This is a genomic window from Rhodococcus rhodnii NBRC 100604, assembly GCF_001894925.1.
GTDB lineage: Bacteria > Actinomycetota > Actinomycetes > Mycobacteriales > Mycobacteriaceae > Rhodococcus_F > Rhodococcus_F rhodnii.
This window is the reverse complement of the sequence record NZ_BCXD01000014.1, coordinates 32,958-54,764: the sequence shown is the minus strand read 5'-3', so window position 1 is coordinate 54,764 and position 21,807 is coordinate 32,958. Positions and strand designations below refer to the sequence as shown.

Below are 21,807 nucleotides of genomic sequence, written 5' to 3'. Positions count from 1 at the left end.
GCCGAGCGGGTTGTGACGCGCCATTCATTCGCCCGGCAACACCGCAGGTCGCGGCCCTGGGACGGGCGGAATGCCGTGATATGTGAAGCTGTTCTCATGAGCACGATTCAGGTGGCGGATCAGACATTCGTCGCGGCGGCGCCCGCCCGTGTCGCGGCGGCGGTGGACCGCCGGGGGCGGTGGCGGTCGTGGTGGCCCGATCTCGCCGTCACGGTCGGGGAGAACCGTGGCGACAAGGGCGTTCGGTGGACGATCGGCGGGCCGCTCGACGGCACGATGGAGGTGTGGCTCGAACCGGTGCTCGACGGGACCGTCGTCCATTACTTCGTGCACGCCGAACCCACCCGGGAGGTCGATCCCGTTGCCGAGAACCGGGTGCGTCGCGTCCAGGGCAAGCGGATGTCGTTCGAGATCAAGGCGGAACTCGAACGCGGCCGTGCGGCCGGGGAGCCGCCGGAAGGCCCCGCGCCGGCGTCCTGACCGGCGGGAGCGACCCCGCGCGTGCACCGCGACGGCGTTCCGTGTGTGATGGTCGGACGTCGATCCACCCGTTCACCGCGAAGACCGCGAGATCCGCACGACGAGAGGGAGCGCTGCGCACATGTCGGACAGGACCAAGAGGTCGATCACCGTCGACGCCCCCGCCGATCGCGTGATGGCGGCGATCGCGGCGTTCGACGAGTACCCGGAGTGGGTCGAGGCCGCGAAGTCCGTCGAGGTGCTCACCTCGGGTCCGGACGGCCGCGCCTCGACGGTCCGGTTCGTTCTCGACGCCGGCATCGTGAAGGACACGTACACGCTGCGCTACGACTGGGCTCCCGACGGCCGCTCGGTGAGCTGGGAACTGATCGAGGGCGAGATCCAGAAGTCGCAGTACGGGTCGTACAGCCTCGAACCGGGTCCGGACGGTTCGACGACCGTCACGTACGAGCTCACGGTCGATCTCACGATCCCCATGATCGGTCTGTTCAAGCGCAAAGCGGAGAAGGTCGTCACCGACACCGCCCTCAAGGAACTCAAGAAGCGGGTCGAGGGCTGAGCGCGCAGCGCGCCCGGATCGTCGCCGTCGCGGGCAAGGGCGGAGCAGGGAAGACGACGGTCGCCGCGGCGACCGCGATCCGGGCCGCCGACACCGGTGCCCGCGTTCTGCTCGTCGGACTCGGCGGCGCGCACACTCTTGCCGACGTGCTGGGCACGCGCGCACCGCTGGGCTCGGCCCCGGGCGGTGGCGGCGGCTTCCGGGACGTCACGCCGATCGCGCCGCGCGTCGATGCGTTCGAGCCCGACGCCGTGGGACTCGTCGCCGACCGGCTCCGCGCGATCACCGCGCTGCTCGCCGCGGCGGGCCGTCACGATCACGGCGAACGACTCGGGCTCGGTTCGCTCGAACCCGACGAGTTGACGAGCGTCCCCGCGGCGGAGGAGATCGTCGCGCTGAGCGGGATCGTCGATCTCGCCGACAGCGGCGACTACGACGTCGTCGTCCTCGATTGTCCTGCGACGCACGAGATGCTGCGCATGATCGACGTGCCGCGCGCGCTGCTCGACTACGCCGAGCGGGTGTGGCCGAAGCACCGCCGGATGGCGCGGCTCGCCGACGGGGACGCGCGTTCCGTCGTGATCGTGTCCGCGATCGAACGCGTGCTCGGTGTCGCAGAACGCGCCGCCGCACTGCTCGCCGATCCGCGCACGACTGTCCGGATCGTCGGTGGCACCGGCACACTCGCGCTCGCGCACACCCGACGGCTGCTCGCGGTGGCGGCGTTGTGCTCGCTGCGTATCGACGCTGTCGTGGTGAACCGTGCTGTCGTGGTGAACCGTGCAGTCGTGGCGGACCGTGCAGGGGAGGGGCACGAGATTCCCGCCGACGTCGCCGCGGTGCTGCGCCGTGCGGCACCCGGCGCGAAACTGCTCGCCGCGAGCGACTTCGGCGAGGAGCCGATAGGGTTGGCCGACCTCACCCGTTTCGGGAGGCGGCTGTACCGCGACGACGCCGACGTGCTCGCTCGTCCGGACGAGCCGGCCGCGCCGATACGGGTCGAACTTGAGTCCGGGGAGGGGCTGGATTCGGTCTACGCGATGCGCGTGCACCTACCGCTCACCGACCCCGCGACGCTCACCCTGGGACGAGTGGAGGACGACGTGATCGTGGGGGCGGAAGGTGTGCGCCGGCGCGTACGACTCGCATCGGTCTTGCGACGGTGCGTCGTGACCGGGGCAGAACTCGACGGCACCGATCTCGTCGTCCGGTTCCGGCCCGACTCGCGGGTGTGGCCCGAGTGAGCGGATCGACGGCGTGGGCGAAGACGGCGTGGGCGAAGACGACGTGGGCGAAGACGGCGTGAGCGGCTACGACGACCCCGCGACACACGAGCGGCTCACGGCGGAGTGGCGTGCGCTCGTCGAGGCACTGTGCGAGCGCGTCGAGCCGATGGTCGCGCGCATCGCGACGGTGTCGGCACAGGCGCACGCGGAGGCCGCTGCCGAGGACGCCGCGTCGGACGCGCCACGGTGGGACGGCTGCAGTTGGTGCCCGGTGTGCGCGCTCGCGGCGACGCTGCGTGGCGAGCGGCACGATCTCGTGACGATGCTGTCGGTCCAGTCGAGCGTGCTCGTCACCGTGCTGCGGGAGATGCTCGACGGGCACGTGCCCCCGCACGTGAACCCGGCGTCCCCGCATGCCGCGGCACCGCGCGATGCGGACCGCGGCACGGACGGCGCCCCGGCTGCACCGAACGACGACGCGGCCGAGCCGCGCCCGCCGAGCGGCTACCAGCCGATCTCGGTCACCGTCACCGTCACCGACGACTGACGCCGCACCGCGTCGGCTAGCGTGACGACCATGGGGTTCGTGGCGAACAGGCGGCACGGCCGGCCGGGTGGCCAGGCCGTCGGTATCGACGTCGGCGGTACGAGCATCCGTGCGGCCGTGGTGGATCGGTTCGGCACCGTGCTCGACACCGTGCGCGCCCCGACGCCGTCGTCGGAGCAGGCACTCGACGACGCCCTCGTCCGCGCGGTACGCGATCTGCAGTCGCGTCACGACATCGCGGCCGTCGGTCTCGCCGTCGCGGGCTTCCTCACCGCCGACCGCAGCCGGGTCCGCTTCGCGCCGCACCTGCCGTGGCGCGACGCTCCTGTCGGCGCCCGGCTCTCGGAGCGGGTGGGTGTTCCCGTCGTCGTCGAGCACGACGCGAACGCCGCGGGCCACGCCGAGTACCGCTACGGCGCGGCGTCGGGGGCGCGCGGGGTCGTGCTCCTCGCCATCGGAACGGGGATCGGCGCCGCGTATCTGCGCGACGGCGAGTTGTTCCGCGGAACCTACGGCATCGCACCGGAACTGGGGCACATCCAGGTCGTCCCCGGCGGACGCGCCTGCCCGTGCGGCAAACGCGGCTGCTGGGAGAGGTACTGCAGCGGAACGGCTCTCGTCGACACGGCGATCGACATGCTCGCCGCCGACCCCTCGACCTCGGTCCTCGCCCACGACGTCGCGGTCGATCCCGGGAGCCTCACCGGACGGCGGATCGCGGCCGCGGCACAGGACGGTGACGCGCTCGCGGTGGCGGTGATCGACGATTTCGCCGACTGGCTCGCCGTCGGACTCGCCGTCGTCGTCGATGTCTTCGATCCGGAGCTCGTCGTGATCGGCGGTGGGGCAGGGGCGTCCGGGCCCCTCTTCCTCGATCGCGCGCGGGAACGGTGGGCGGAACTGTCGACGGGAGGCAGTTTCCGGCCCCGTGCCCGGATCCGAAGTTCGCAACTGGGGGAGGCTGCCGGAATGATCGGTGCCGCCGACATCGCACGCGCCACCATCGCGCGCTGACGACAGCCCGGGGTTCGCCCGCCGGCGCCGTGGGTTCGCTGGCTGGCGCCAGGAGCGGGCGGTACAGTTCCATGCGTATCGGCGTGAGGTCCGCGACACGGTCGTCCGGGCCGGCCCGCATCGGCGTGGCACGGAACGGGTCGACACCGAGAAAGGGTGCCATGTTCTATTGGCTGGTCAAGTTCGTGTTCGTCGGGCCGTTCATCAAGCTGTACAACCGGCCCCGCGTCGAGGGACTGGCGAACGTCCCGAAGGACGGGCCAGCCGTGCTCGCCGGTAACCATCTCTCCATCGCCGACTGGCTGTTCGCGCCGCTGGCGATTCGTCGCCGCGTCAGTTACCTCGCGAAGAGCGACTACTTCACGACGCCCGGATTCCGCGGCGCGCTGCAGAAGTTCTTCTATTCCAAGACGGGCCAGGTCCCGATCGACCGTAGCGGCGGCGACGCCGCGGAGGGTGCCCTCGTGACGGCGAAGCGGATGCTCGCCGAGGGTCGCCTCGTCGGCCTCTACCCGGAGGGCACCCGCTCGCCCGACGGACGGCTCTACAAGGGCAAGACCGGCGTCGCTCGCGTCGCGCTCGAGACCGGTGTGCCCGTCATCCCGGTCGCGATGATCGGCACCAACGAGGTCAGCCCGCCCGGGCCGTTCCGCTGGCGCCGGCGCCGCGTCACCGTGAAGTTCGGCGAACCGCTCGACTTCTCTCGATACGAGGGGATGGGCGGAAACCGCTTCGTCGAGCGCGCCGTCACCGACGAGATCATGTACCGGCTCATGCAGATGAGCGGGCAGGAGTACGTCGACGTCTACGCCGCAACGCTGAAGAAGGCACCCGCGCCGCTGCCGATCGGCGACGGGCTCGCCCCGACGCTGCCCGTCGACTCGTCGGGCCGCCCTGTCGGTGCGCAGGGCGACGAGCCCGCCGACCGCGTCCCCGACTCGCGCGCGAGCTGACGCGCTGCGCGATTCCGGCGATCGGCCGCTCGTACGGCATAGTCGGCGTGTGCGCTACTTCTACGACTGCGAGTTCATCGAGGACGGCACGACGATCGACCTCGTGTCGATCGGAGTCGTCGCCGAGGACGGACGTGAGTTCTACGCCGTCTCGACGGAGTTCGATCCCGACCGCGCGGGCCGGTGGGTGCGGCGCAACGTGCTCCCCAAGCTGCCGTCGCCCTCCTCGAAGGCGTGGATGAGCCGAAGCCGCATCCGCGACGAACTGTTCGAGTTCCTGGTTCCCCGAGCGGGGTCGCGTCCGCAGCTGTGGGCGTGGGTAGCGGCGTACGACCACGTCGCGCTGTGCCAGCTCTGGGGTGCGATGACCGAACTGCCCACCGACCTGCCCCGGTTCACCCGCGAGCTCAAGCAGTACTGGGAGGACAGTGGGCAGCCGATGCTGCCTCCCGCTCCCGACGACGCGCACGACGCGCTCGCCGACGCCCGGCACAATCTCGCGAAGTTCCGCGCGATCGAGGAGTACGGTCGCGCGGGCAGGTGACGGCGGACACCGACGACGGTCGCCGTCCGCGTGACCGATAGGCTGGAAACGTGAACTGGACCGTCGACGTGCCGATCGATCGCCTTCCCGAGCTTCCGCCGCTGCCGCCCGTGCTGCGCGAGCGCCTCGACGCCGCGCTGGCCAAGCCCGCCGCGCAGCAGCCGCAGTGGCCCGAGGACCAGGCCGCGGCCATGCGGACCGTCCTCGAGAGCGTGCCGCCCATCACGGTGCCCAGCGAGATCGTCGCGCTGCAGCAGCAGCTCGCCGACGTCGCGCAGGGCAGGGCCTTCCTGCTGCAGGGCGGCGACTGCGCCGAGACCTTCGCGGACAACACCGAGCCGCACATCAAGGGCAACATCCGCACCCTGCTGCAGATGGCCGTCGTCCTCACGTACGGCGCGAGCACGCCCGTCGTCAAGGTCGCACGGATCGCCGGTCAGTACGCGAAGCCGCGGTCGTCGAACATCGACGCGCTCGGCCTGCCGTCGTACCGCGGCGACATGGTCAACGCGCTCGTTCCCGACGAGGCGCTCCGCGCCCACGATCCGTCGCGGCTCGTGCGGGCGTACGCGAACGCCTCCGCGGCGATGAACCTCGTCCGCGCGCTCACCGGCGCAGGGCTCGCCGATCTGCACAAGGTCCACGACTGGAACCGTGAGTTCGTGTCGTCGTCGCCGGCAGGCGCGCGATACGAGGCGCTCGCGGGCGAGATCGACCGCGGCCTGCAGTTCATGAAGGCGTGCGGCGTCACCGACCCGAGCCTGCAGGCGGCGACCATCTTCGCGAGCCACGAGGCGCTCGTCCTCGACTACGAGCGCGCGATGCTGCGGCTCGACGTCGACGGCCTCGCCGGCGGCGATCACCCCAAGCTCTACGACCTGTCGGCTCACTTCCTGTGGATCGGCGACCGCACCCGGCAGCTCGACGGCGCCCACATCGCGTTCGCCGAACTCGTCTCGAACCCGATCGGGCTCAAGATCGGCCCGTCGACGACGCCCGAGATGGCCGTCGAATACGTCGAGCGGCTCGATCCCACGAACATGCCGGGCCGGCTCACGCTCATCTCGCGCATGGGCAACGGCAAGGTCCGCGATCTGCTGCCGGCGATCGTCGAGAAGGTCGAGGCGACGGGGCGCAGCGTCATCTGGCAGTGCGACCCGATGCACGGCAACACCCACGAGTCGTCGACCGGATACAAGACCCGTCACTTCGACCGCGTCGTCGACGAGGTGCAGGGCTTCTTCGAGGTCCACCGCGCCCTCGGTTCGCATCCGGGCGGCATCCACGTCGAGCTCACGGGCGAGAACGTCACCGAATGCCTGGGCGGTGCCCAGGACATCTCGGATCTCGACCTCGGCCGCAGCTACGAGACGGCGTGCGATCCTCGCCTCAACACCCAGCAGTCGCTCGAACTGGCCTTCCTCGTCGCCGAGATGCTGCGCGGCTGACGCGGGTACACGCGGTGATCACGGAAGCGAGTACAACTCGACCGTGCTCCCGGGGCGCACGAGATCCCCGCTCGACGGCCGCTGGCGGATGACACGCGAGCTGTCGGATTCGGTCAGCTGACGCACGCGCACGTCGAGGCCGAGCCGGCCGAGTTCGTCGCGCGCCTGACCGACGGAACGACCGAGCAGCGAAGGCAACTCGACGGCATCGGAGACCGTGAGCGACACCGTCGATCCGGCCTTGACCGTCGTGCCGGGCTCGGGGGAGACCTCGACGACCGAGCCGCCCGCGACGTCGTCGTCGAACTCGATCACGACGTCGCGCACGATCAGCCCCAGCTCTTCGAGCTCGGCGCGGGCCTGCGCCTCGGTCTCGCCCTCGAGATCGGGGATCTCGACGGGCGGTGCTCCCTTGCTGTAGACGAGCGTGACCGTCGAGCCGGTGTCGACGGCAGTACCCGGTGGCGGCTCGAGTGCGGCGACGCCGCCGACGGGAACCGTCGTGCTGTACGCCTCGCCGCCGTCCTCGGCGGCGAGGGTGCGCTCCTCGAGCAGGCGGCGTACCTGCTCGCTCGACCCGCCGCCCGGAATGCTCGGGACGACCGGCCGCCCCAGCGACACGACGAGTGCGACGGAGTCGCCGCGCCCGATCCGCGCGCCCGAGCCGGGGTCGGTGCCCAGCACGACCTCGGGTGCCGCCTCGTCGGAATACCGTCCCTCGATCTCGGTCGTGAGACCGGCCGACGTGAGCGCCTGCACGGCGCCGTCGCGATCGAGCCCGTCGGTGGCCGGGACGGCCGTGAAGCGCCCGGATCCGAGCCACCATCCGCCCGCGCCCAGTGCGAGCGCGACGAGCAGGACGACGAGCATCCAGACGATGCCCGATCGGCGTGAGCGCCGGCGATCGCTGCGGTAGTCGGGGAACGGGAAGCCGCCGCCGGGCTCGTCCGGTTCGTCGTCGGACGGGCGGGGAGCGGCTTCCGTGAGCATGCGGGTGTGATGCGCCGGCGAGCGGCCGACGTCGCCCGCAACGGCGGTGGTGGGCGACGCGTCGTGCGGCGGCGCGCCGTGGGGAGATACGGCGGACGGGACGCGGCGCGTCGGGTCGTCCGAACCCGCCGCGGCGAGCCCGGGTGCCGCGAAACCCGGTGATGCGGGCGGGCGCGTGAGCGACTGCGAACGGTGTTCGGCCGAACGCCGCGGTGCGGGGACGCGGTAGTCGGGAAGATCGAGTTCGCGGGCGATCGTCCGCAGAGCCTGCGCCATCGCCGCGGCGTCGTGGAACCGGTGCGACGGCTCGCGGTGCGTCGCCTCGGCGACGAGGTCGTCGAACTGCGCGGGCACGCCCACGATGAAGGAACTGGGCCGTGGAACGTCCTGATTGACCCGCTGATACGCGACGGACAGTGACGTGTCGCCCGTGAAGGGCGGTCTGCCCGTGAGCAGTTCGAAGATCAGGACACCCATCGCGTAGACGTCGCTGCGCGTGTCGGCGGAGCCGGTCGTGACCTGCTCGGGCGAGAGATACGCGGCCGTGCCGAGGATCACACTGTCGGAGGTCGTGGTGGACGCCGCCGCGGCGCGGACGAGTCCGAAGTCGGCGATCTTCACCTCGCCGGTGTCCGAGACGAGCACGTTCTCGGGCTTGACGTCGCGGTGCACGAGCCCGGCGCGGTGAGCGACGGCGAGGGCGTCGAGCACGGGGCCCGCGACCGCGGCGACCGCGTGCGGGGGCATCGGACCGCGCTCGCGGAGCAACTCGCGCAGCGTGCCGCCCTCGACGAGTTCCATGACGAGGAACGCGTGCCCGCCGTCGTGGCCCTGGTCGTAGACGGCGACGAGCGACGGATGCTTGAGCCGCGCGACCGACCGCGCCTCGAACTCGAACCGCGAGACGAACGCCGGGTCGGCGGCGAACTGGGGATCCATGACCTTGATCGCGACGGGGCGGTCGAGCCGGAGATCGAGCCCCCGATACACGGTCGACATCCCGCCCCGGGCGATCGGCGCGTCCACTCGGTAGCGACGATCGAGCAGCTGGCCGATCACGAAACCCCCTCGTCCACAGTGTGTTGTCGGATACAGCGTCGTCGAAGAACACCCCATCGTAACGACTCGCGCGGACAGCCCGGTGTGCTCGAGCCGTCGTGCGCCCCGCAGACCCGGCGCACTGCGCCGACCCGTGGTGGCTGCGGCGCGGTCGCGTCGCTACGGTTGACGGTGTGAGCGCCATCCCGTACGTCCAGGACATTCTCGACGAGTCCGTCTCCCTCCTTCCGTTGCCCGACGTGGCAGAGCATCTCGGCGTCAGCGTCACCAAGGTGCACCAGATGCTGCGCGACCATCAGCTGCTCGCCGTCCGTCGCAACGGCATCATCGGTGTTCCCGCGCTGTTCCTCGACGACGCCGGCGACATCCTGCGCTGGGTCCCCGGGCTGGTGTCGGTGCTGCGCGACGGAGGTTTCGACGACGAGGAGGCGCTCGAGTGGCTCTTCCGCGAGGACGAGTCGCTGCCGGGACGGCCGGTGGACGCGTTGCACACCGACTCCGCCCGCGAGGTCGTTCGCCGCGCTCAGGCGATGGCCTTCTGACGCCGCCGACCGCGCCCCGCAGCCGCGCTCAGCACGCGCGGGGCGCCGTCATCTTCGCGAGCTCGCGTGCCGCGACGGCGAGGCGCCTGCTGCGCGGAACGACGGCGCGGCGATGCAGCACCGCGAAGTCCTCGGCCTCGATCCGGTCGAGAATCTCACCGTAGAGGGTGAAGGCGGCCGTCACGGTGGCGCCCGCCCGCCGGCCGAGCATCGTGAGGCCCGGTTCCGCGGCCCGATACCGGGCGCGCGTGTGCGCGACGACGTGGGCGAGGGCTCGCCGCACCCGCGGATCGTCGTGGCCGTCGCGGCGGCAGCGCCGCAGCAACTCCTCGTCGACACCGAACGCCGCGAGTTCGTCGGCCGGCAGATAGAGACGTCCGCGATCGAGATCCTCGCCGACGTCGCGGACGAAGTTGGTGAGCTGGAACGCCTCGCCGAGTGCCGCCGCGTAGGGACGCGTAGCGGTGTCGGCGCCGAGCACGGGAAGCACCTGCAGGCCGATGACCGCCGCCGACCCGTACATGTACTCGTCGAGTTCGGCCATCGTCCGGTACGCGCGCCGGTGCAGGCGCGAACCGGGGACGTCCATCCGCATCGACTCGAGAAACGCGAAGAAGTAGTCGTGCTCGATGCCGTAGGCCGCGACGGTGTCGAAGAACGCCGGCAGGACGGGCCCCAGCGTGCTCGCCGGCCCGTCGACGAGAGAACCGGGTGAGCCGGAGCCGGACCACTCGTCGCGCAGCGCGCGCTCGATCGCGTCGAGTGCGGCGTCGCGCACGGCGTCCGGGGCGGCCCCCGCGTCGTCCATGGTGCCGGTGTCCACGATGTCGTCGGTCGCGCGTGCGAAGCCGTAGAGCGCGTGGATCGCGGGCCGGTGCTCGCGTGCGAGCAACCGGGTCGCGAGGAAGTACGTGCGGCCGTGCGACGCGGCGAGGTTCCGGCAGTGGCGGTACGACTCGGTGGTCACGGCAGGGGCGGCGCGCACGTCATGCTGCGCCCACGGGCGGGCGCTCGCCGGACGCGGACACGGCGTCACCACCCGGTGGCCGCTGACTCCGCAGCCGCAGCGGATCGATCGTGTACAGCGAGCGGGCCGCGACCAGGGCGACGAGCGTCGCGACGGCGACGTGGGCGAGGTTGTACAGGCCGATCGAGCCGTCGGGGTTGAACACGAGCATGAGCCACGTCGACAGGCCGACGAGCACGGTGAGGGTGCGCGCGCCGAGCGGGAAGCACGCGGCGATCGCGAGCGGCCAGGAGTAGTACCACGGCAGCGCGGCGGGGGAGAGGACGACGATCGCGACGAGCACGACCAGCGTGCCGAGGACGGCGTCGCGTTCGGTGCGGCGGAACCGCCACCACGCGGCGATGGCGATCGCGACCATCGCCGCGCCGCAGATCGTGCGCGTCACGCCCAGGACCTCGGTGAGCCGCAGATCGGCGAACCACGACGTCCCGACCGTCACGATGTGGGCGAGGATCGTCGGCAGCGACAGCCAGTTGATGATCTTCGCGGAGCCGGACAGGGCTGTCATCCAGCCCAGCCCGACGCCCGCCGCGAACGAGACTGCACCGAAGATCGCGACGAACAGGCCCGCGCCCGCGCCGGCGGTGCGCACGAACGACGTGAACGGATTGGGCGGCGGCTTGCCCTCCTCGGCGGCCTGCTTGCGCCGGTGCGCCATCCAGATCCAGACGATGAACGGCAGCGCCGCACCCGCGGTGGCCTTGACGGCGACACCGGCCGACACGAGCGCGATGCCCGCGAGGTGCTTGCGCTCGAGGGCGAGGACGAGGCCGGCCGTCATCAGGCCGACCATGAGGACCTCGTTGTGCACGCCACCGATGAGGTGGACGAGGACGAGCGGGTTGAGGACGGCGAGCCACACGGCGACGGACGCGCTGCCGCCGAGGTAGCGCGCGAGCCGTGGCACCGCCCACAGCGTCAGGACGAGACCGGGCAGCATGACGAGCCGCAGCAGCAGCGTGCCGACGACGACGTTGTCGCCCGAGATCATCGTGATTCCCTGCGCGATGAGCAGGAACAGCGGGCCGTACGGGGCCGTCGTCGTCGTCCAGACGTTGGAGACGTTGTCGAGCAGCAGGCCCGGGTTGACGACGGGGCCGACGGCGTAGGGGTCGAAGCCGTCGCGGAGCAGCGCGCCCTGGGCGAGGTAGGAGTACGCGTCCCGGCTGAACATCGGGACCGCGACGAGCAGCGGGGTCACCCAGGCGGCGCACACGCCGATGAGGCAGCGGACCGAGACGTCGCCCGCGATGGTGCGGCGGCCGAGCCGCACCCATGCCGTGATCATCGCGATGACGCCGCCCCACACGAGGACGGTCGAGATCCACTGACCGTGGCCGAATCGCAGCCACGACAGGAACAGCGCTTCGAGCAGCGGGTCCTCGCGGCGGACGGAACCGGCACCGAATCCGCCGAAGGTGATGAGAACCGCGCCGAGGACGCCGAGCAGTGCAGCGTGTCCCTCGGGTGCGCGGACGAAGTCCGCCCAGCTCCGGGCACGGACACGCAAGGCACTGCCGTCAGCGGATGCCATCGTTTTCAGTTCCTCCCCGCGGACTCGATGTCGTGTGGACGGTGTCGGTGTGGACACGCCCCGGGAGCTCCGAACTGCGTGATCGCCCGGTCAGTCTAGTGCCACCTCCGGGTGTGACGTACGCGCCCCACGCCGCGTCGGCGATGCGAGTCCACTCGCGCGATGCCGAAATCAATCGGGCGAAACGGTCGAATCGACGTCCCGAGCTCGCGTGTGGCTGCCCGTGATCCGCTCCGCGGCGAGCTTGCCCGACAGCAGGACGGTCGGGACGCCGACGCCGGGGACGGTGCTCGATCCGGCGAGCAGCGCGTTGGCGAGCCCGCGCACCGTGTTGCGGCGCCGGAAGGGTCCGGTCTGGGCGAAGACGTGTGCGGCGGCGAACGGCGAGCCGTCCCGCATCCCGTCGGCGAGCCACGTCGCGGGGGTGTCGACGCGGGCGACGTCGAAGTGCGCGGCGATTCCGGTGAAGCCGCGCCGCTCGAGCGTCGTGACGATCTCGCGCGCGTAGTGCGGGCCGAGCCGGTCCCAGTCGAACGGCGCGCTCCGCAGGTTGGGGCACGGCGCGAGTACCGACAACGGCTCGCGGGCGGTCTCACCGGACCCGATGATCAGGTCCGGATCGGTCGTCGCGGGACGGGTGACGAGGAACGACGGATCCGTCATGAGCCTGCCGCGGCCCGCGCGCGCCGTGATCTCGCGGAACGTCGCATCCCACGCGTCCCCGAAGTCGATCGTGTGGTGACGGCGTGCCGGCCACCGGTCGGTGACGCTCACCGGGATCGACCCGTGCAGCACGACCGCCGACGGCGACGACCGCACCGGCCGCCGGGGAGCCAGCCCGTGCGGGGCCAGCAGAGAGTCCACGACGTGGGTGTCCGGGGTGAGGACGACGGCGTCGCACGGATACACCGCGTCGGCGGTCCGGACCGCGGTGACGCGGCCACCCGCGACGTCGAGCGCGTCGACCCGCGCGTCGAACACGACGTCGACGCCCGCCCGGCGCGCGGCGTCGGTCATCGCCTCGGCGATCGACCGCATCCCGCCCGACGGGAACCACACGCCCATGCTCGTGTCCATGTGGCCGATCGCGCCGTAGACGCCGAGCGCGTCGCGCGGCGCGACGCCCGCGTACAGCGCCTGGAACGTGAAGATCCGGGCCAGCCGGTCGTCCCGGAGGATCGAGCCGACGCGCCGGCCGAGGCTGCCGAAGCCGCCGAGCCGGACGAGCCGGACGATCGCCCGCAGCGAGCGCGGTGACGCCACGAGGTCGAGCGGCGAGTCGAAGTCGGCGTCCATGAAGTCGTCGAACTCGGCCTCGAAGACGTCGCCGAGCCACCGTCGCAGCCGCCGGTACCGGATCGCCTCGTCGGGCCCGGCGAACCGGGTCACCTCCGCCGCCATCCGGTCCGGCTCGCTGTGGACGTCGAGCGACGCGCCGTCGGCGAACCGTGCGTGATAGGCGGGATCGAGGCGGGTGATCCGCAGCGGTGGATCCGTCTCGACGCCGCCGATCGCCGCGGTGACCAGCGAGGGCATCGTGAGGACGGTCGCGCCGGAGTCGATGTCGAACTCGTCGCCGTCGGGGGTGCGGAGCCGGTACGTGCCGACGCGGCCACCGGGGGTGCCGGCGGCCTCGAGGAGCGTGACGTCGCGGCCCGAGGCACGCAGATGCAGCGCGGCCGACAGGCCCGCGAGTCCGGCGCCGACCACGACGACGTGGCGCACCGGGCCGGGAACGGCCCTGGTGCTCACGCAGTCCGCCGCGTCGCGGTCTCGGCCATTGCCGCGAGGGCGTCCTTCGCGTCGGGCGTCGCCGTCGACTCGGCCAGGGCCGTGAGCGCGCGTCCGGTGAGCCGGTCGATCTGCGCCTCGACGTCCGCGACGGCGCCGAGATCGGTCAGCCGGGCACGCAGGCGTGCGACGTCGCCGTCGGTGAGTGCCGTCCCGAGCGACGCCCGGATGTCGGCGGCCGCCACGGGATCGTCGCGGTCGGCCGTCTCGAGCGCACTCGCGACGAGGACCGTGCGCTTGCCCGCGCGCAGATCGTCACCGGACGGCTTACCGGTGAGCTCGGGATCGCCGAAGACGCCGAGCAGGTCGTCACGCAACTGGAACGCGACGCCGATGTCGGTGCCGAACTCCCGGTACGACGCGACGAGGCCCTCGTCGGCACCCGCGATCGCGGCACCCAGATGCAGCGGCCGTTCGATCGTGTACGCGGCCGTCTTGTAGCGGTCGATCGCGTACGCGGTGTCGATCGACTCGTCGCGCGACGCCTCGGCGACGATGTCGAGGAACTGCCCGCCGAGCACCTCGGTGCGCATCGCCGACCACACCGGCTGGGCGCGACGCAGCGCGGCGTCGTCGATGCCCGACTCGCGCAGCATGTCGTCGGCCATCGCGAGCGCGAGATCGCCGAGCAGGATCGCTGCGGACGTCCCGAAGTGCAGCGGATCGCCCGACCAGCCCTGCTCGCGGTGCAGTCCGGCGTACTCGACGTGCACGGTGGGGAAGCCCCGGCGCGTCGTGGACGCGTCGATGATGTCGTCGTGGACGAGGGCGCAGCCCTGGATCAGTTCGAGCGACGAGACGGCCGAGACGACGGCGTCCGCGGCGTCGTGTGCGGGATCGCCGCCGGCGCCGACCCAGCCCGTCCACGCGAACGCCGGCCGGACTCGCTTGCCGCCGCGCAGCACGAACCGCGACAGCGCGTCGAGGCCCGCGGCGTAGGACGCGCCGATGGTGCGTGCGGTGGGCGCACGCAGCGCGAGGAAGTCGGCGAGCGCAGTTTCGACTCGGGCGGGCGAGAGGACTGCGGCGGATGCGTCCTGCCCCGCGGGGCCGGGCGTGGTGGGTGTGGACAGGGCTTCCTCCAGGCAGGACGGGCAGCGGACAGGACCGGCCGACGGGTGCCCCCACTGTATCGGCGCGCGCACGGCGGCCGGGATGGGCTGCGGCGCCCGGCCACCTGCCCGGGCCCCGCGACGTCGTCTCTATGCTGGACGACGTGATCTTCGATACCGTCCGGGGCCGCGCGAGTGCGGGCTGGCGCACCACCACGCCGTCGATCGTGGATCGGCTGCGCGGCGGCGACGACACCAGGATCCCGTTCTCCGTCGAGTTCTCGCCCCCGCGTGACGAAGCGGCCGAGCAGCGGCTGTGGCGCGCGGTGCGGGTGTTCGAGCGGCTCGGGCCTGCGTTCGTGTCCATGACGTACGGCGCGGGCGGCTCGACGCGGGATCGCACGGTCCGGGTCACGGGACAGCTCGCGGAGGAGACGACGCTGCTGCCCGTCGCGCACCTCACGGCGGTCGATCATTCGATCGACGAACTGCGCTCGATGGTGGGTGCGTACGCCGACCGGGGGATCAGCAACATCCTCGTGCTCCGGGGGGATCCGCCCGGCGATCCGCTCGGCGAGTGGCGTCGCCACCCCGAGGGCGTGGAGTACGCGCACGAACTCGTGCGGCTCGTCCGCGATCTCGGCGACTTCCACGTCGGCGTCGCATCGTTCCCCGAGGGACATCACCGTTCGCCGGACCTCGACCACGACACGCGGTACCTCACGGCGAAACTGCGTGCGGGCGCGGAGTATTCGATCACCCAGGTGTTCTTCGACGTCGAGGACTATCTGCGGCTGCGCGATCGGGTCGCGGCGTTCGACCCCGAGCAGGGCGCGAAGCCGATCGTTCCCGAGATCATGCCGATCACGTCGTTGCGCTCGGTGCGCCGCATGATGGAACTCTCGGGTTCGCGGCTGCCTCGTCACCTCGAGGAGCGCCTCGTGCGTGCCGCGGGCTCGGGTCCCGAGGAGGACCGCGCCGCCGTGCGTGCCGAAGGAATCGACATCGCGACGGAGATGTGCGAGCGGCTCGTCGACGAGGGCGCGCCCGGGCTGCACTTCATCACACTGAACTTCGCGCGGGCGACGGGCGAGGTGCTCGAACGGCTCGGTGGCCGGATCCGCACCGCGGCCGATTCCGCGCCCGTCCGTTCCGTCGGGTAGGCGCTTCGCGCTCGTGCATGAGTGTCCGGTCCCCGCGCCGGAAGATCACTCACGAGCCGTCCTGCGGCCTTTCCACTCGAGTCGCCGGCGCCGTCTCAGCGCGTGCGAGCGCGCAGTGAGCACGAGGGCGGTGACGACGGCGAGCGGATGAGCCGCGCCGGCCGCGACGTCGGCGACGTGGGGTCGTCCCCGCTCGAGCGCGCGCGCCGTCGCGCGAGAGGCGACGGCCGCCGCGGTTCCCGCTGCGGCCCAGCGTCGCTCGGGTCCACGGCAGGTCACCAGTGCGACGGGCGGGACGAGATACGCGAGTGCCGCGAGACCCGACACCGCGAGCGCCCCTCCACCCCCGCCGAACGCCGACCACAGCCAGCGCGAGTAGCCCTCGCGCGCCGCGCGCGCGTCGTCGTACATGCGGCAGCGGGCGTCGCCGCCCGCCCACAGCACCGTCGTGCGTCCGCCCGCGTCGCGCAGCGCTCGCGCCAGAGCCAGATCCTCGGTCGGGCTCGCCGCGACGGCGCCGTGGCCGCCGACGGCGTCGTACGCGGCGCGGTCGACCACGAGGAACTGCCCGACGGCCACCACCGTCGAGCGGCGCTGCGATCGCGCAGCGGCGACCAGCGGCAACGTCGACGCCCACGACCAGCACAGCATCGGTTGCATCAACTGCTCGCCCCACGACCCCGCGACCTGGAACGGCCACGGCGACACGAGCGCCGCGTCCCGGTCGCGCAGCGCCGCGCACGCCCGCGCGACGGCGTCCGGGCCGAGCCGCACGTCGGCGTCCACGAACACGACGATCCCGGCGGCCCCGGCATGCGCGACGCCGCGGGCGCACGCCCACTGCTTGCCCAGCCAGCCACCGGGCGGATCCTCGGTGAGCCGGACGACCGACACCCGCTCGTCGTCGCCCGCCGCGCCCCGGGCGAGGGCGGCGGTGCCGTCGCGCGAGTCGTCGTCGACCACCACGATCCGCAGGTCCGGGACGCCGCGCTGGCGGCGCAGATCGCCGACGACGGCGGCGATTCGGGTGGCTTCGTCGCGCGCGGGCACGATCACCGCCACCGGCTCGCCGACCGTCCCTTGTGCGGCGCCGAGCCGGAGGACAGGAGCGGTGACGGCGTTGACCGCGGTGACGACGGCACTCGCGACCGCGAGCGACGAGCCCGCCCCGACGGCGCCGCGCACGCCGCGAGCCCACGGTTCGGCGAGCGTCACACGGAGACGCGGTCGTGCGGTTCGGCAGCCGGATCGTCGGGATCCGCGCCGTGATCGTCACCGGCGCCGGAGGAGCGGCCGCTGCCGACGGCGGGTTCGCGGTTGCGGCCCAGATACGCGAGTCCGCCGACGATCGCCGCGAACGCCAGCGACACCCCGATCAGCAGGGCCGCCCAGCCCGCGAGGCTGCGCGTCGTCGGATCCTGATAGCGGACCTCCGCGGAGACGCTCGACTGCTCACCCGGCGGCAGCCGCCACGAGACGATCGAATCGCCCTCCCGGATCCCGTCGGTCGTCCCGACCCGGGTGGGGAAGGCGACCGTCAGCTGGACGTCGGACCCCTGCGCGGGCAGGCTCTCGAGGTCGACGAGTCCGTCGAGTGTCACCTCGTCGCCCGAGCGGCTCAGCGACAGCTGAAACGCACCCGCCGCCTGCGGGTACATCGTCGCGAGCTGGTCGACGTCGCCGAACGACAGATCGGTGAAGAACGCCTGCGTGCCGACGTACCCGTCCTGCGAATACGGTGCGACCCGGATCTTGCCGGCCAGCGAATCCGGCGGGGTGAGCTGCGGGCCGACGTCGTCGGGACCCGTGGGCATCGCGGCCGCGACGATCTGGCCGGACACGCGATCGTCCGCCGACACCCCCATCGACACCTGTACGCGCAGGCAGCCGGTCAGCGCGGGGACCACGAGCGCGAGCAGCGCCAGAATCGTCACCAGCCGGCGGCGACGGCGCGGCGGTACGGCGGCGCCCCGCGGGGGCGAGGAGGTGGCGGGCACGGAGGTCATCGTGCCAGCCGGGACCCGGACTGTCCGGCAGTTGGCGGGGTTCGGTGTGTACGTGCCGCGAACACCACGACGGCGGGAACACCGAGCAGGCCCATCCCGACGAATCCGTACATCGCGGACCACCGGAGCTCGGGGGCGTCGAGGAAGACTGCGTGCGCGAGCGCAGAGCCGAGCCACGTCCACGCGAACAGCACGACGGGCAGTGCGTCGCGCGCGAGATCGGCGCCTCGGCGCGCGCCGTCGCCGCCACCGACGGTCACGACGATCGCCATGAGGATCGCGACGGCGAACCAGCCCGCGTAGTTCGTCAGCGGGATGTGCTCGAGGCCCGGCAGTCCCGCGTCGGCGCGATGCCACACCCACCTGCCGTCCGCGACCATCTGCGGGTCGAGGTAGAGATCCCAGCCGACCATTCCCACCGCGACGAGCGGGACCCGTGCGACGGCCCGCATACGGGGCCGAAGGCGCGAGCACACGATCGTCGCGACGATCCACACCGGATAGAACCCCGCCGTCCACGCGAACGGAACGACGACCGGCACGTCCGCGACGACAGGCCCGAGCCCGTCGGGAACGTAGTGGTACGCGCCGTAGGGAATACCGGTGATCGTGCCCAGCACCTCGGAGGCGTAACCCACTCCCGCCGTCGCGACGACGAGCACCACCGCGAACCGCAGGCCCCGCGTCGCGAGCGCGTGCACGATCGACGCACTCGCGAGCAGGACGACGACGGCGACGGTCACGGCGTCGAGCGCGCGACCCGACACGAGCGGGTACAGGATCTGCGCGGCGATCGCCGCCCCACCGACGATGCTCGCGGCCATCGCGAGCCGCGTCACCGGCGCCACCGGCGGCGACGGCGGTCACGCAGCGCGGCGCGTGCGGCACTGCGTCCCGAGGCGCCGTTGACACCGCCGCCCGGGTGCGTCGAGGCTCCCGTGAGATACAGGCCGGGTGCATCCGGAACGCGATACCGCGCGAGCTCGGGGAGCGGCCGCCACAGCAGCATCTGGTCGAGCGACATCTCGACGTGCATGACGTTCCCGCCGATCATCCCCAGTTCGCGTTCGATGTCCGCGGGAGTCTGCACGTGGCGATCGAGCACGCCGCCGGAGAACCCGGGGGCGTACCGATCCAGTTCCGCGAGAACGCGGTCCGCCTCGGCGTCGCCGACGTCGTCCCACGAGCGTCCGCCCGAGAGCCGGTACGGGTGCCACTGCGACCACGCCGTCACCTGATGACGGCCCTCGGGTGCGATCGTCGGATCGAGCGCGCTGAAACTCATCGCGAGGACGACGGGGCGCGGGGGGAGTTCGCCGCCCATCGCCGCGCCGTGCGCCGCGTGCAGGGCCGCGCGGTCGTGGGCGAGCAGTTGCAGTCCCGTCGCCGTCTCGGCGACGTCGTGCTCGCCGTAGCGGGGGACGTCGGTCGTCGCGAGCCGGACGACGAAGCCCAGGCCCGGGCCGACCCGGATCGACCGCCGCCACCGGGCGATGCGGTCGGCGTCGTAACCGCCCCTGCCGAGGAGATCGAGCGTCGTCGCGATGTGGCAGCCGGCGACGACGACGCGCGAGCGCACGGCCCGCCCCGCTGCCGTGACGGTGACCCACGCGTCGCCCTCGCGCCGGACCGACACCGCGGCGTCGCCGGGTGCGACGATGCCGCCGGACGCGCGGAGCCGCGACACGAGTGCGTCGGCGAGCGCACCGCTGCCCCCGACGGCCCTGCCCGGGGGAAGGGTGTGCATGAGCGCTGCGAACCCGACCATCGGGGCGGTGCCGGGCTCGGACATCGGCGGCCCCGACTGCGCGCCGAACCACGACAGCGCGGCCTTGAGTCGCTCGCTGTCGAAGAACTCGTCGAGCAGCGCGTCGCCCGTCGTGAGGAACTGGCGGCTCAGGTCACCGCCGCCGTCGGCGTCGCCGATTCCCCAGAACGACGACACGAGCGCGCCGCCGGTCGGCGGCGACGAGAAGGCGCGCAGCACGCGCGCACTGCGCGGCCCCCAGATCTCGACGAACCGGCGATAGGCGCGGGCGTCGCGGTCGCCGCACGCCGCCGCGATCGACGCGCACGTCGCGTCGAGGTCGTGACGGAACACGATGCCCGGACCGTCCTCGCCGGGCGGCGGCGGTGCGAACGCCCACGGGTCGCAGTCGAGATAGCGCAGGCCGTGATCGCCAAGTCCCAGTTCCTCGACGATGCCGGTGTGCCGGATCATGAGGTGCGCGGACGAGCCGCGGTCGACGCGATGACCGGGGAAGCGCTCGACGGTCGAGGTCGCGCCGCCCACGACGGTGTCCTTCTCGAGCACCTCCACGGACCAGCCCGCGTCCGCGAGGTAGCACGCCGCGACGAGCGCGTTGTGCCCCGATCCGATGACGACGGCGTCGGTGGTCACGAGCGTCCTTCCCGAGCCGGCTGCGGCTCCGTGGGGTCTGTGCCGAGCGGCAGTGCGCGGCCGAGCACCGCGAAGGGGCGGGCGTCGCCGGCGAAACGAAAACGGCGGAGCACGTCGCGGAATCCGTGACGGCGGTAGAGCCGCCAGGCGCGGTTGTCCTCGGCGTGCACCTCCGGGGTCGAGAGGAGGACGGCGCTCTCGGGACGGCCGGTGAGCAGGCGCAGCAGCAGCATCTCGCCGATCCGCGCTCCCTGCGCCGCCGGATCGACATGGAGTTCGGTGAGTTCGAAGTAGTCGCCGAGCAGCGCGTCGATCGCGGAGTGCGTCCAGCCGCTGTGGCGCAGACCCGTCCTCACCTGCTGGTGCCACCACTGCCGGGGCTCGCCGCGATAGCCGTAGGCGATGCCGACGAGCCGGCCCGCGGGTCCGATCGCGGGATCGTCGGCCTGCGCGAACGCGCCGACGGCCGCCCATCCGGGGCGGTGGACGTGCTCGGCCCACATCGGTGCCCGGTGGGTCTCGGTGCCGCGGGGATAGTTCATCGCCGCGACGTACACCGAGAGCGCTTCGCCCATGTGGGCGTGGAACGACTCGGCGTCGAGGTCGATGACGCGCGGCGGCGTGACGGCGTTGACGACGGTCCCCTTTCCGGTGTCGGTGGGTACGGCTATATTGAACGTGTCGAACAAGAGTTCGATGACATCGGCGATCCGGTGGGGCCCGAGGGAAGCGGGCTCCACCGGATCCCGACACGACACGTACCGACGAGAAGGGGTGTGCGATGTCCACACGATCAGGGGCTGCTCGGTCACGGTCCACGGCACGTTCGACTGCCCTCGTCGGGCGTGCGCGCACCGGGATCCGCGGCGAGGCGATCGCCGGCACCGGGAGTCTCGGGGTCGCGTCGGGGGAGGCCCCCGCGCGGCCGGCGTGTGCCGTGCGGAACGGGCCCGGTCCGCGCCACGGCCGGTCGCTCCTGCGCCGTGCGGACGGACTCATGGCGCAGGCCTACGCGGCGGACGTTCCGGAGGAGCGGTTCCGTGCCGCCTATCTCGCGGCACTCCGCGGGGCGGGCGCCCTCGTCGACGCCTCGAGCACCGGTCGCCGGGGCGCGGCCGGCGGTGCATGGGTCGCGCTCGCACGCGCCGTGCCCGAGTTCTCCGGCTGGGCTTCGTGGTTCGCCGATCACTCGGCCCTGCGTACGGGTGTCGACGCCGGGGTGCGGACGGTCACGAGCGAGGCGGCGACGGAGTTCTTCGACGAGACGGCCCGCTTTCTCCACGACGTCGAAGCGGAACTCGATCGAGGATCCGCGCCGGAGCCCGCCGCACGCCGGCCCGCATAGCGCCTCATCCGCTCGGTGGGAGGGTGTCCCCGCCGCGTGTCCGTCTTCCAGTACGATCGGAGACGGAACTCGTACACCGAGTCGGTGGTACGGGACCCGTTCGACTCCTATCATCGACAGTAGGTA

At 72.3% G+C, this 21,807-nt stretch carries 21 protein-coding genes; 11 read left to right on the top strand and 10 right to left on the bottom strand.

All coding sequences use genetic code 11. From position 1 onward, the window contains the following. Positions 1-96 precede the first annotated feature (96 nt). From RR1_RS12150 to RR1_RS12115, 8 genes are all read left to right on the top strand, one after another. Positions 97-480 (top strand): hypothetical protein, encoded by a 384-nt coding sequence (locus RR1_RS12150; protein ID WP_010836566.1) that lies wholly within the window; start codon positions 97-99, stop codon positions 478-480. A 121-nt stretch (positions 481-601) separates the two neighbouring features. Beyond that, positions 602-1,039, top strand: coding sequence for an SRPBCC family protein (locus tag RR1_RS12145; RefSeq protein WP_010836565.1), 438 nt, complete (start codon positions 602-604; stop codon positions 1,037-1,039). Further along, positions 1,036-2,283: an ArsA family ATPase gene (locus tag RR1_RS12140; protein ID WP_071990682.1), complete on the top strand. Its 1,248-nt coding sequence runs from the start codon at positions 1,036-1,038 to the stop codon at positions 2,281-2,283. Before RR1_RS12145 ends, RR1_RS12140 begins: the two co-directional genes overlap by 4 nt. Before the next feature lie 13 nt (positions 2,284-2,296). After that, the gene (locus RR1_RS12135) at positions 2,297-2,812 is read left to right on the top strand and encodes a hypothetical protein (protein WP_051111012.1); all 516 of its coding nucleotides are present in this window, start codon (positions 2,297-2,299) and stop codon (positions 2,810-2,812) included. 30 nt (positions 2,813-2,842) lie between these two features. Then, positions 2,843-3,826: an ROK family protein gene (locus RR1_RS12130; protein WP_010836562.1), complete on the top strand. Its 984-nt coding sequence runs from the start codon at positions 2,843-2,845 to the stop codon at positions 3,824-3,826. Positions 3,827-3,987: 161 nt separating this feature from the next. Then, positions 3,988-4,779, top strand: a complete 792-nt coding sequence (locus tag RR1_RS12125) for a lysophospholipid acyltransferase family protein (RefSeq protein WP_081634062.1) — start codon at positions 3,988-3,990, stop codon at positions 4,777-4,779. A 49-nt stretch (positions 4,780-4,828) separates the two neighbouring features. After that, entirely contained in the window at positions 4,829-5,323 is a 495-nt protein-coding gene (locus RR1_RS12120; RefSeq protein ID WP_010836560.1) for a polyadenylate-specific 3'-exoribonuclease AS, read from the top strand. Between the two features lie 50 nt (positions 5,324-5,373). Next, positions 5,374-6,771, top strand: coding sequence for a class II 3-deoxy-7-phosphoheptulonate synthase (locus RR1_RS12115; protein WP_010836559.1), 1,398 nt, complete (start codon positions 5,374-5,376; stop codon positions 6,769-6,771). Positions 6,772-6,789: 18 nt separating this feature from the next. On the opposite strand, the gene RR1_RS12110 is transcribed toward RR1_RS12115, so the two are convergent. Further along, positions 6,790-8,877, bottom strand: coding sequence for a Stk1 family PASTA domain-containing Ser/Thr kinase (locus tag RR1_RS12110; protein ID WP_010836558.1), 2,088 nt, complete (start codon positions 8,875-8,877; stop codon positions 6,790-6,792). A gap of 116 nt (positions 8,878-8,993) precedes the next feature. Here RR1_RS12110 and RR1_RS12105 point away from each other — a divergent pair, with 116 nt between their 5' ends. After that, complete coding sequence (locus RR1_RS12105; protein WP_010836557.1) at positions 8,994-9,362, top strand: Rv2175c family DNA-binding protein; 369 nt, start codon at positions 8,994-8,996, stop codon at positions 9,360-9,362. Between the two features lie 28 nt (positions 9,363-9,390). On the opposite strand, the gene RR1_RS12100 is transcribed toward RR1_RS12105, so the two are convergent. From RR1_RS12100 to RR1_RS12085, 4 genes are all read right to left on the bottom strand, one after another. Beyond that, positions 9,391-10,329 (bottom strand): phytoene/squalene synthase family protein, encoded by a 939-nt coding sequence (locus RR1_RS12100; protein ID WP_010836556.1) that lies wholly within the window; start codon positions 10,327-10,329, stop codon positions 9,391-9,393. 19 nt (positions 10,330-10,348) lie between these two features. Beyond that, positions 10,349-11,923, bottom strand: a complete 1,575-nt coding sequence (locus tag RR1_RS12095; protein ID WP_040772129.1) for an alpha-(1->6)-mannopyranosyltransferase A — start codon at positions 11,921-11,923, stop codon at positions 10,349-10,351. Between the two features lie 171 nt (positions 11,924-12,094). Further along, on the bottom strand, positions 12,095-13,675 hold the full coding sequence (crtI, locus tag RR1_RS12090; RefSeq protein WP_040772128.1) for a phytoene desaturase family protein: 1,581 nt from the start codon (positions 13,673-13,675) through the stop codon (positions 12,095-12,097). After that, a complete protein-coding gene (locus RR1_RS12085) occupies positions 13,672-14,859 on the bottom strand; it encodes a polyprenyl synthetase family protein (protein WP_010836553.1) in 1,188 nt (395 codons plus the stop codon). Before RR1_RS12085 ends, crtI begins: the two co-directional genes overlap by 4 nt. A 59-nt stretch (positions 14,860-14,918) precedes the next feature. Here RR1_RS12085 and RR1_RS12080 point away from each other — a divergent pair, with 59 nt between their 5' ends. Continuing rightward, complete coding sequence (locus RR1_RS12080) at positions 14,919-15,929, top strand: methylenetetrahydrofolate reductase (protein WP_010836552.1); 1,011 nt, start codon at positions 14,919-14,921, stop codon at positions 15,927-15,929. A gap of 45 nt (positions 15,930-15,974) precedes the next feature. Here RR1_RS12080 and RR1_RS12075 read toward each other — a convergent pair whose 3' ends face one another. Genes RR1_RS12075 through RR1_RS12055 form a run of 5 tightly spaced genes read right to left on the bottom strand, consistent with a single transcriptional unit; the run spans position 15,975 to position 20,911 of the window. After that, positions 15,975-17,144 (bottom strand): glycosyltransferase family 2 protein, encoded by a 1,170-nt coding sequence (locus tag RR1_RS12075; RefSeq protein WP_010836551.1) that lies wholly within the window; start codon positions 17,142-17,144, stop codon positions 15,975-15,977. Further along, entirely contained in the window at positions 17,141-17,935 is a 795-nt protein-coding gene (locus RR1_RS12070) for an LppM family (lipo)protein (RefSeq protein ID WP_371836786.1), read from the bottom strand. The genes RR1_RS12075 and RR1_RS12070 overlap by 4 nt, the downstream gene beginning before the upstream one ends. After that, positions 17,932-18,759, bottom strand: coding sequence for a carotenoid biosynthesis protein (locus RR1_RS12065; RefSeq protein ID WP_040772146.1), 828 nt, complete (start codon positions 18,757-18,759; stop codon positions 17,932-17,934). Before RR1_RS12065 ends, RR1_RS12070 begins: the two co-directional genes overlap by 4 nt. A gap of 11 nt (positions 18,760-18,770) precedes the next feature. Next, a complete protein-coding gene (locus RR1_RS12060) occupies positions 18,771-20,336 on the bottom strand; it encodes a phytoene desaturase family protein (RefSeq protein ID WP_010836548.1) in 1,566 nt (521 codons plus the stop codon). Next, positions 20,333-20,911, bottom strand: coding sequence for a GNAT family N-acetyltransferase (locus tag RR1_RS12055; protein ID WP_143153815.1), 579 nt, complete (start codon positions 20,909-20,911; stop codon positions 20,333-20,335). The genes RR1_RS12060 and RR1_RS12055 overlap by 4 nt, the downstream gene beginning before the upstream one ends. A gap of 206 nt (positions 20,912-21,117) precedes the next feature. On the opposite strand from RR1_RS12055, the gene RR1_RS22890 reads away from it, so the two are divergent. Continuing rightward, positions 21,118-21,681, top strand: coding sequence for an SAV_6107 family HEPN domain-containing protein (locus tag RR1_RS22890; protein WP_238558914.1), 564 nt, complete (start codon positions 21,118-21,120; stop codon positions 21,679-21,681). Positions 21,682-21,807 lie beyond the last annotated feature (126 nt).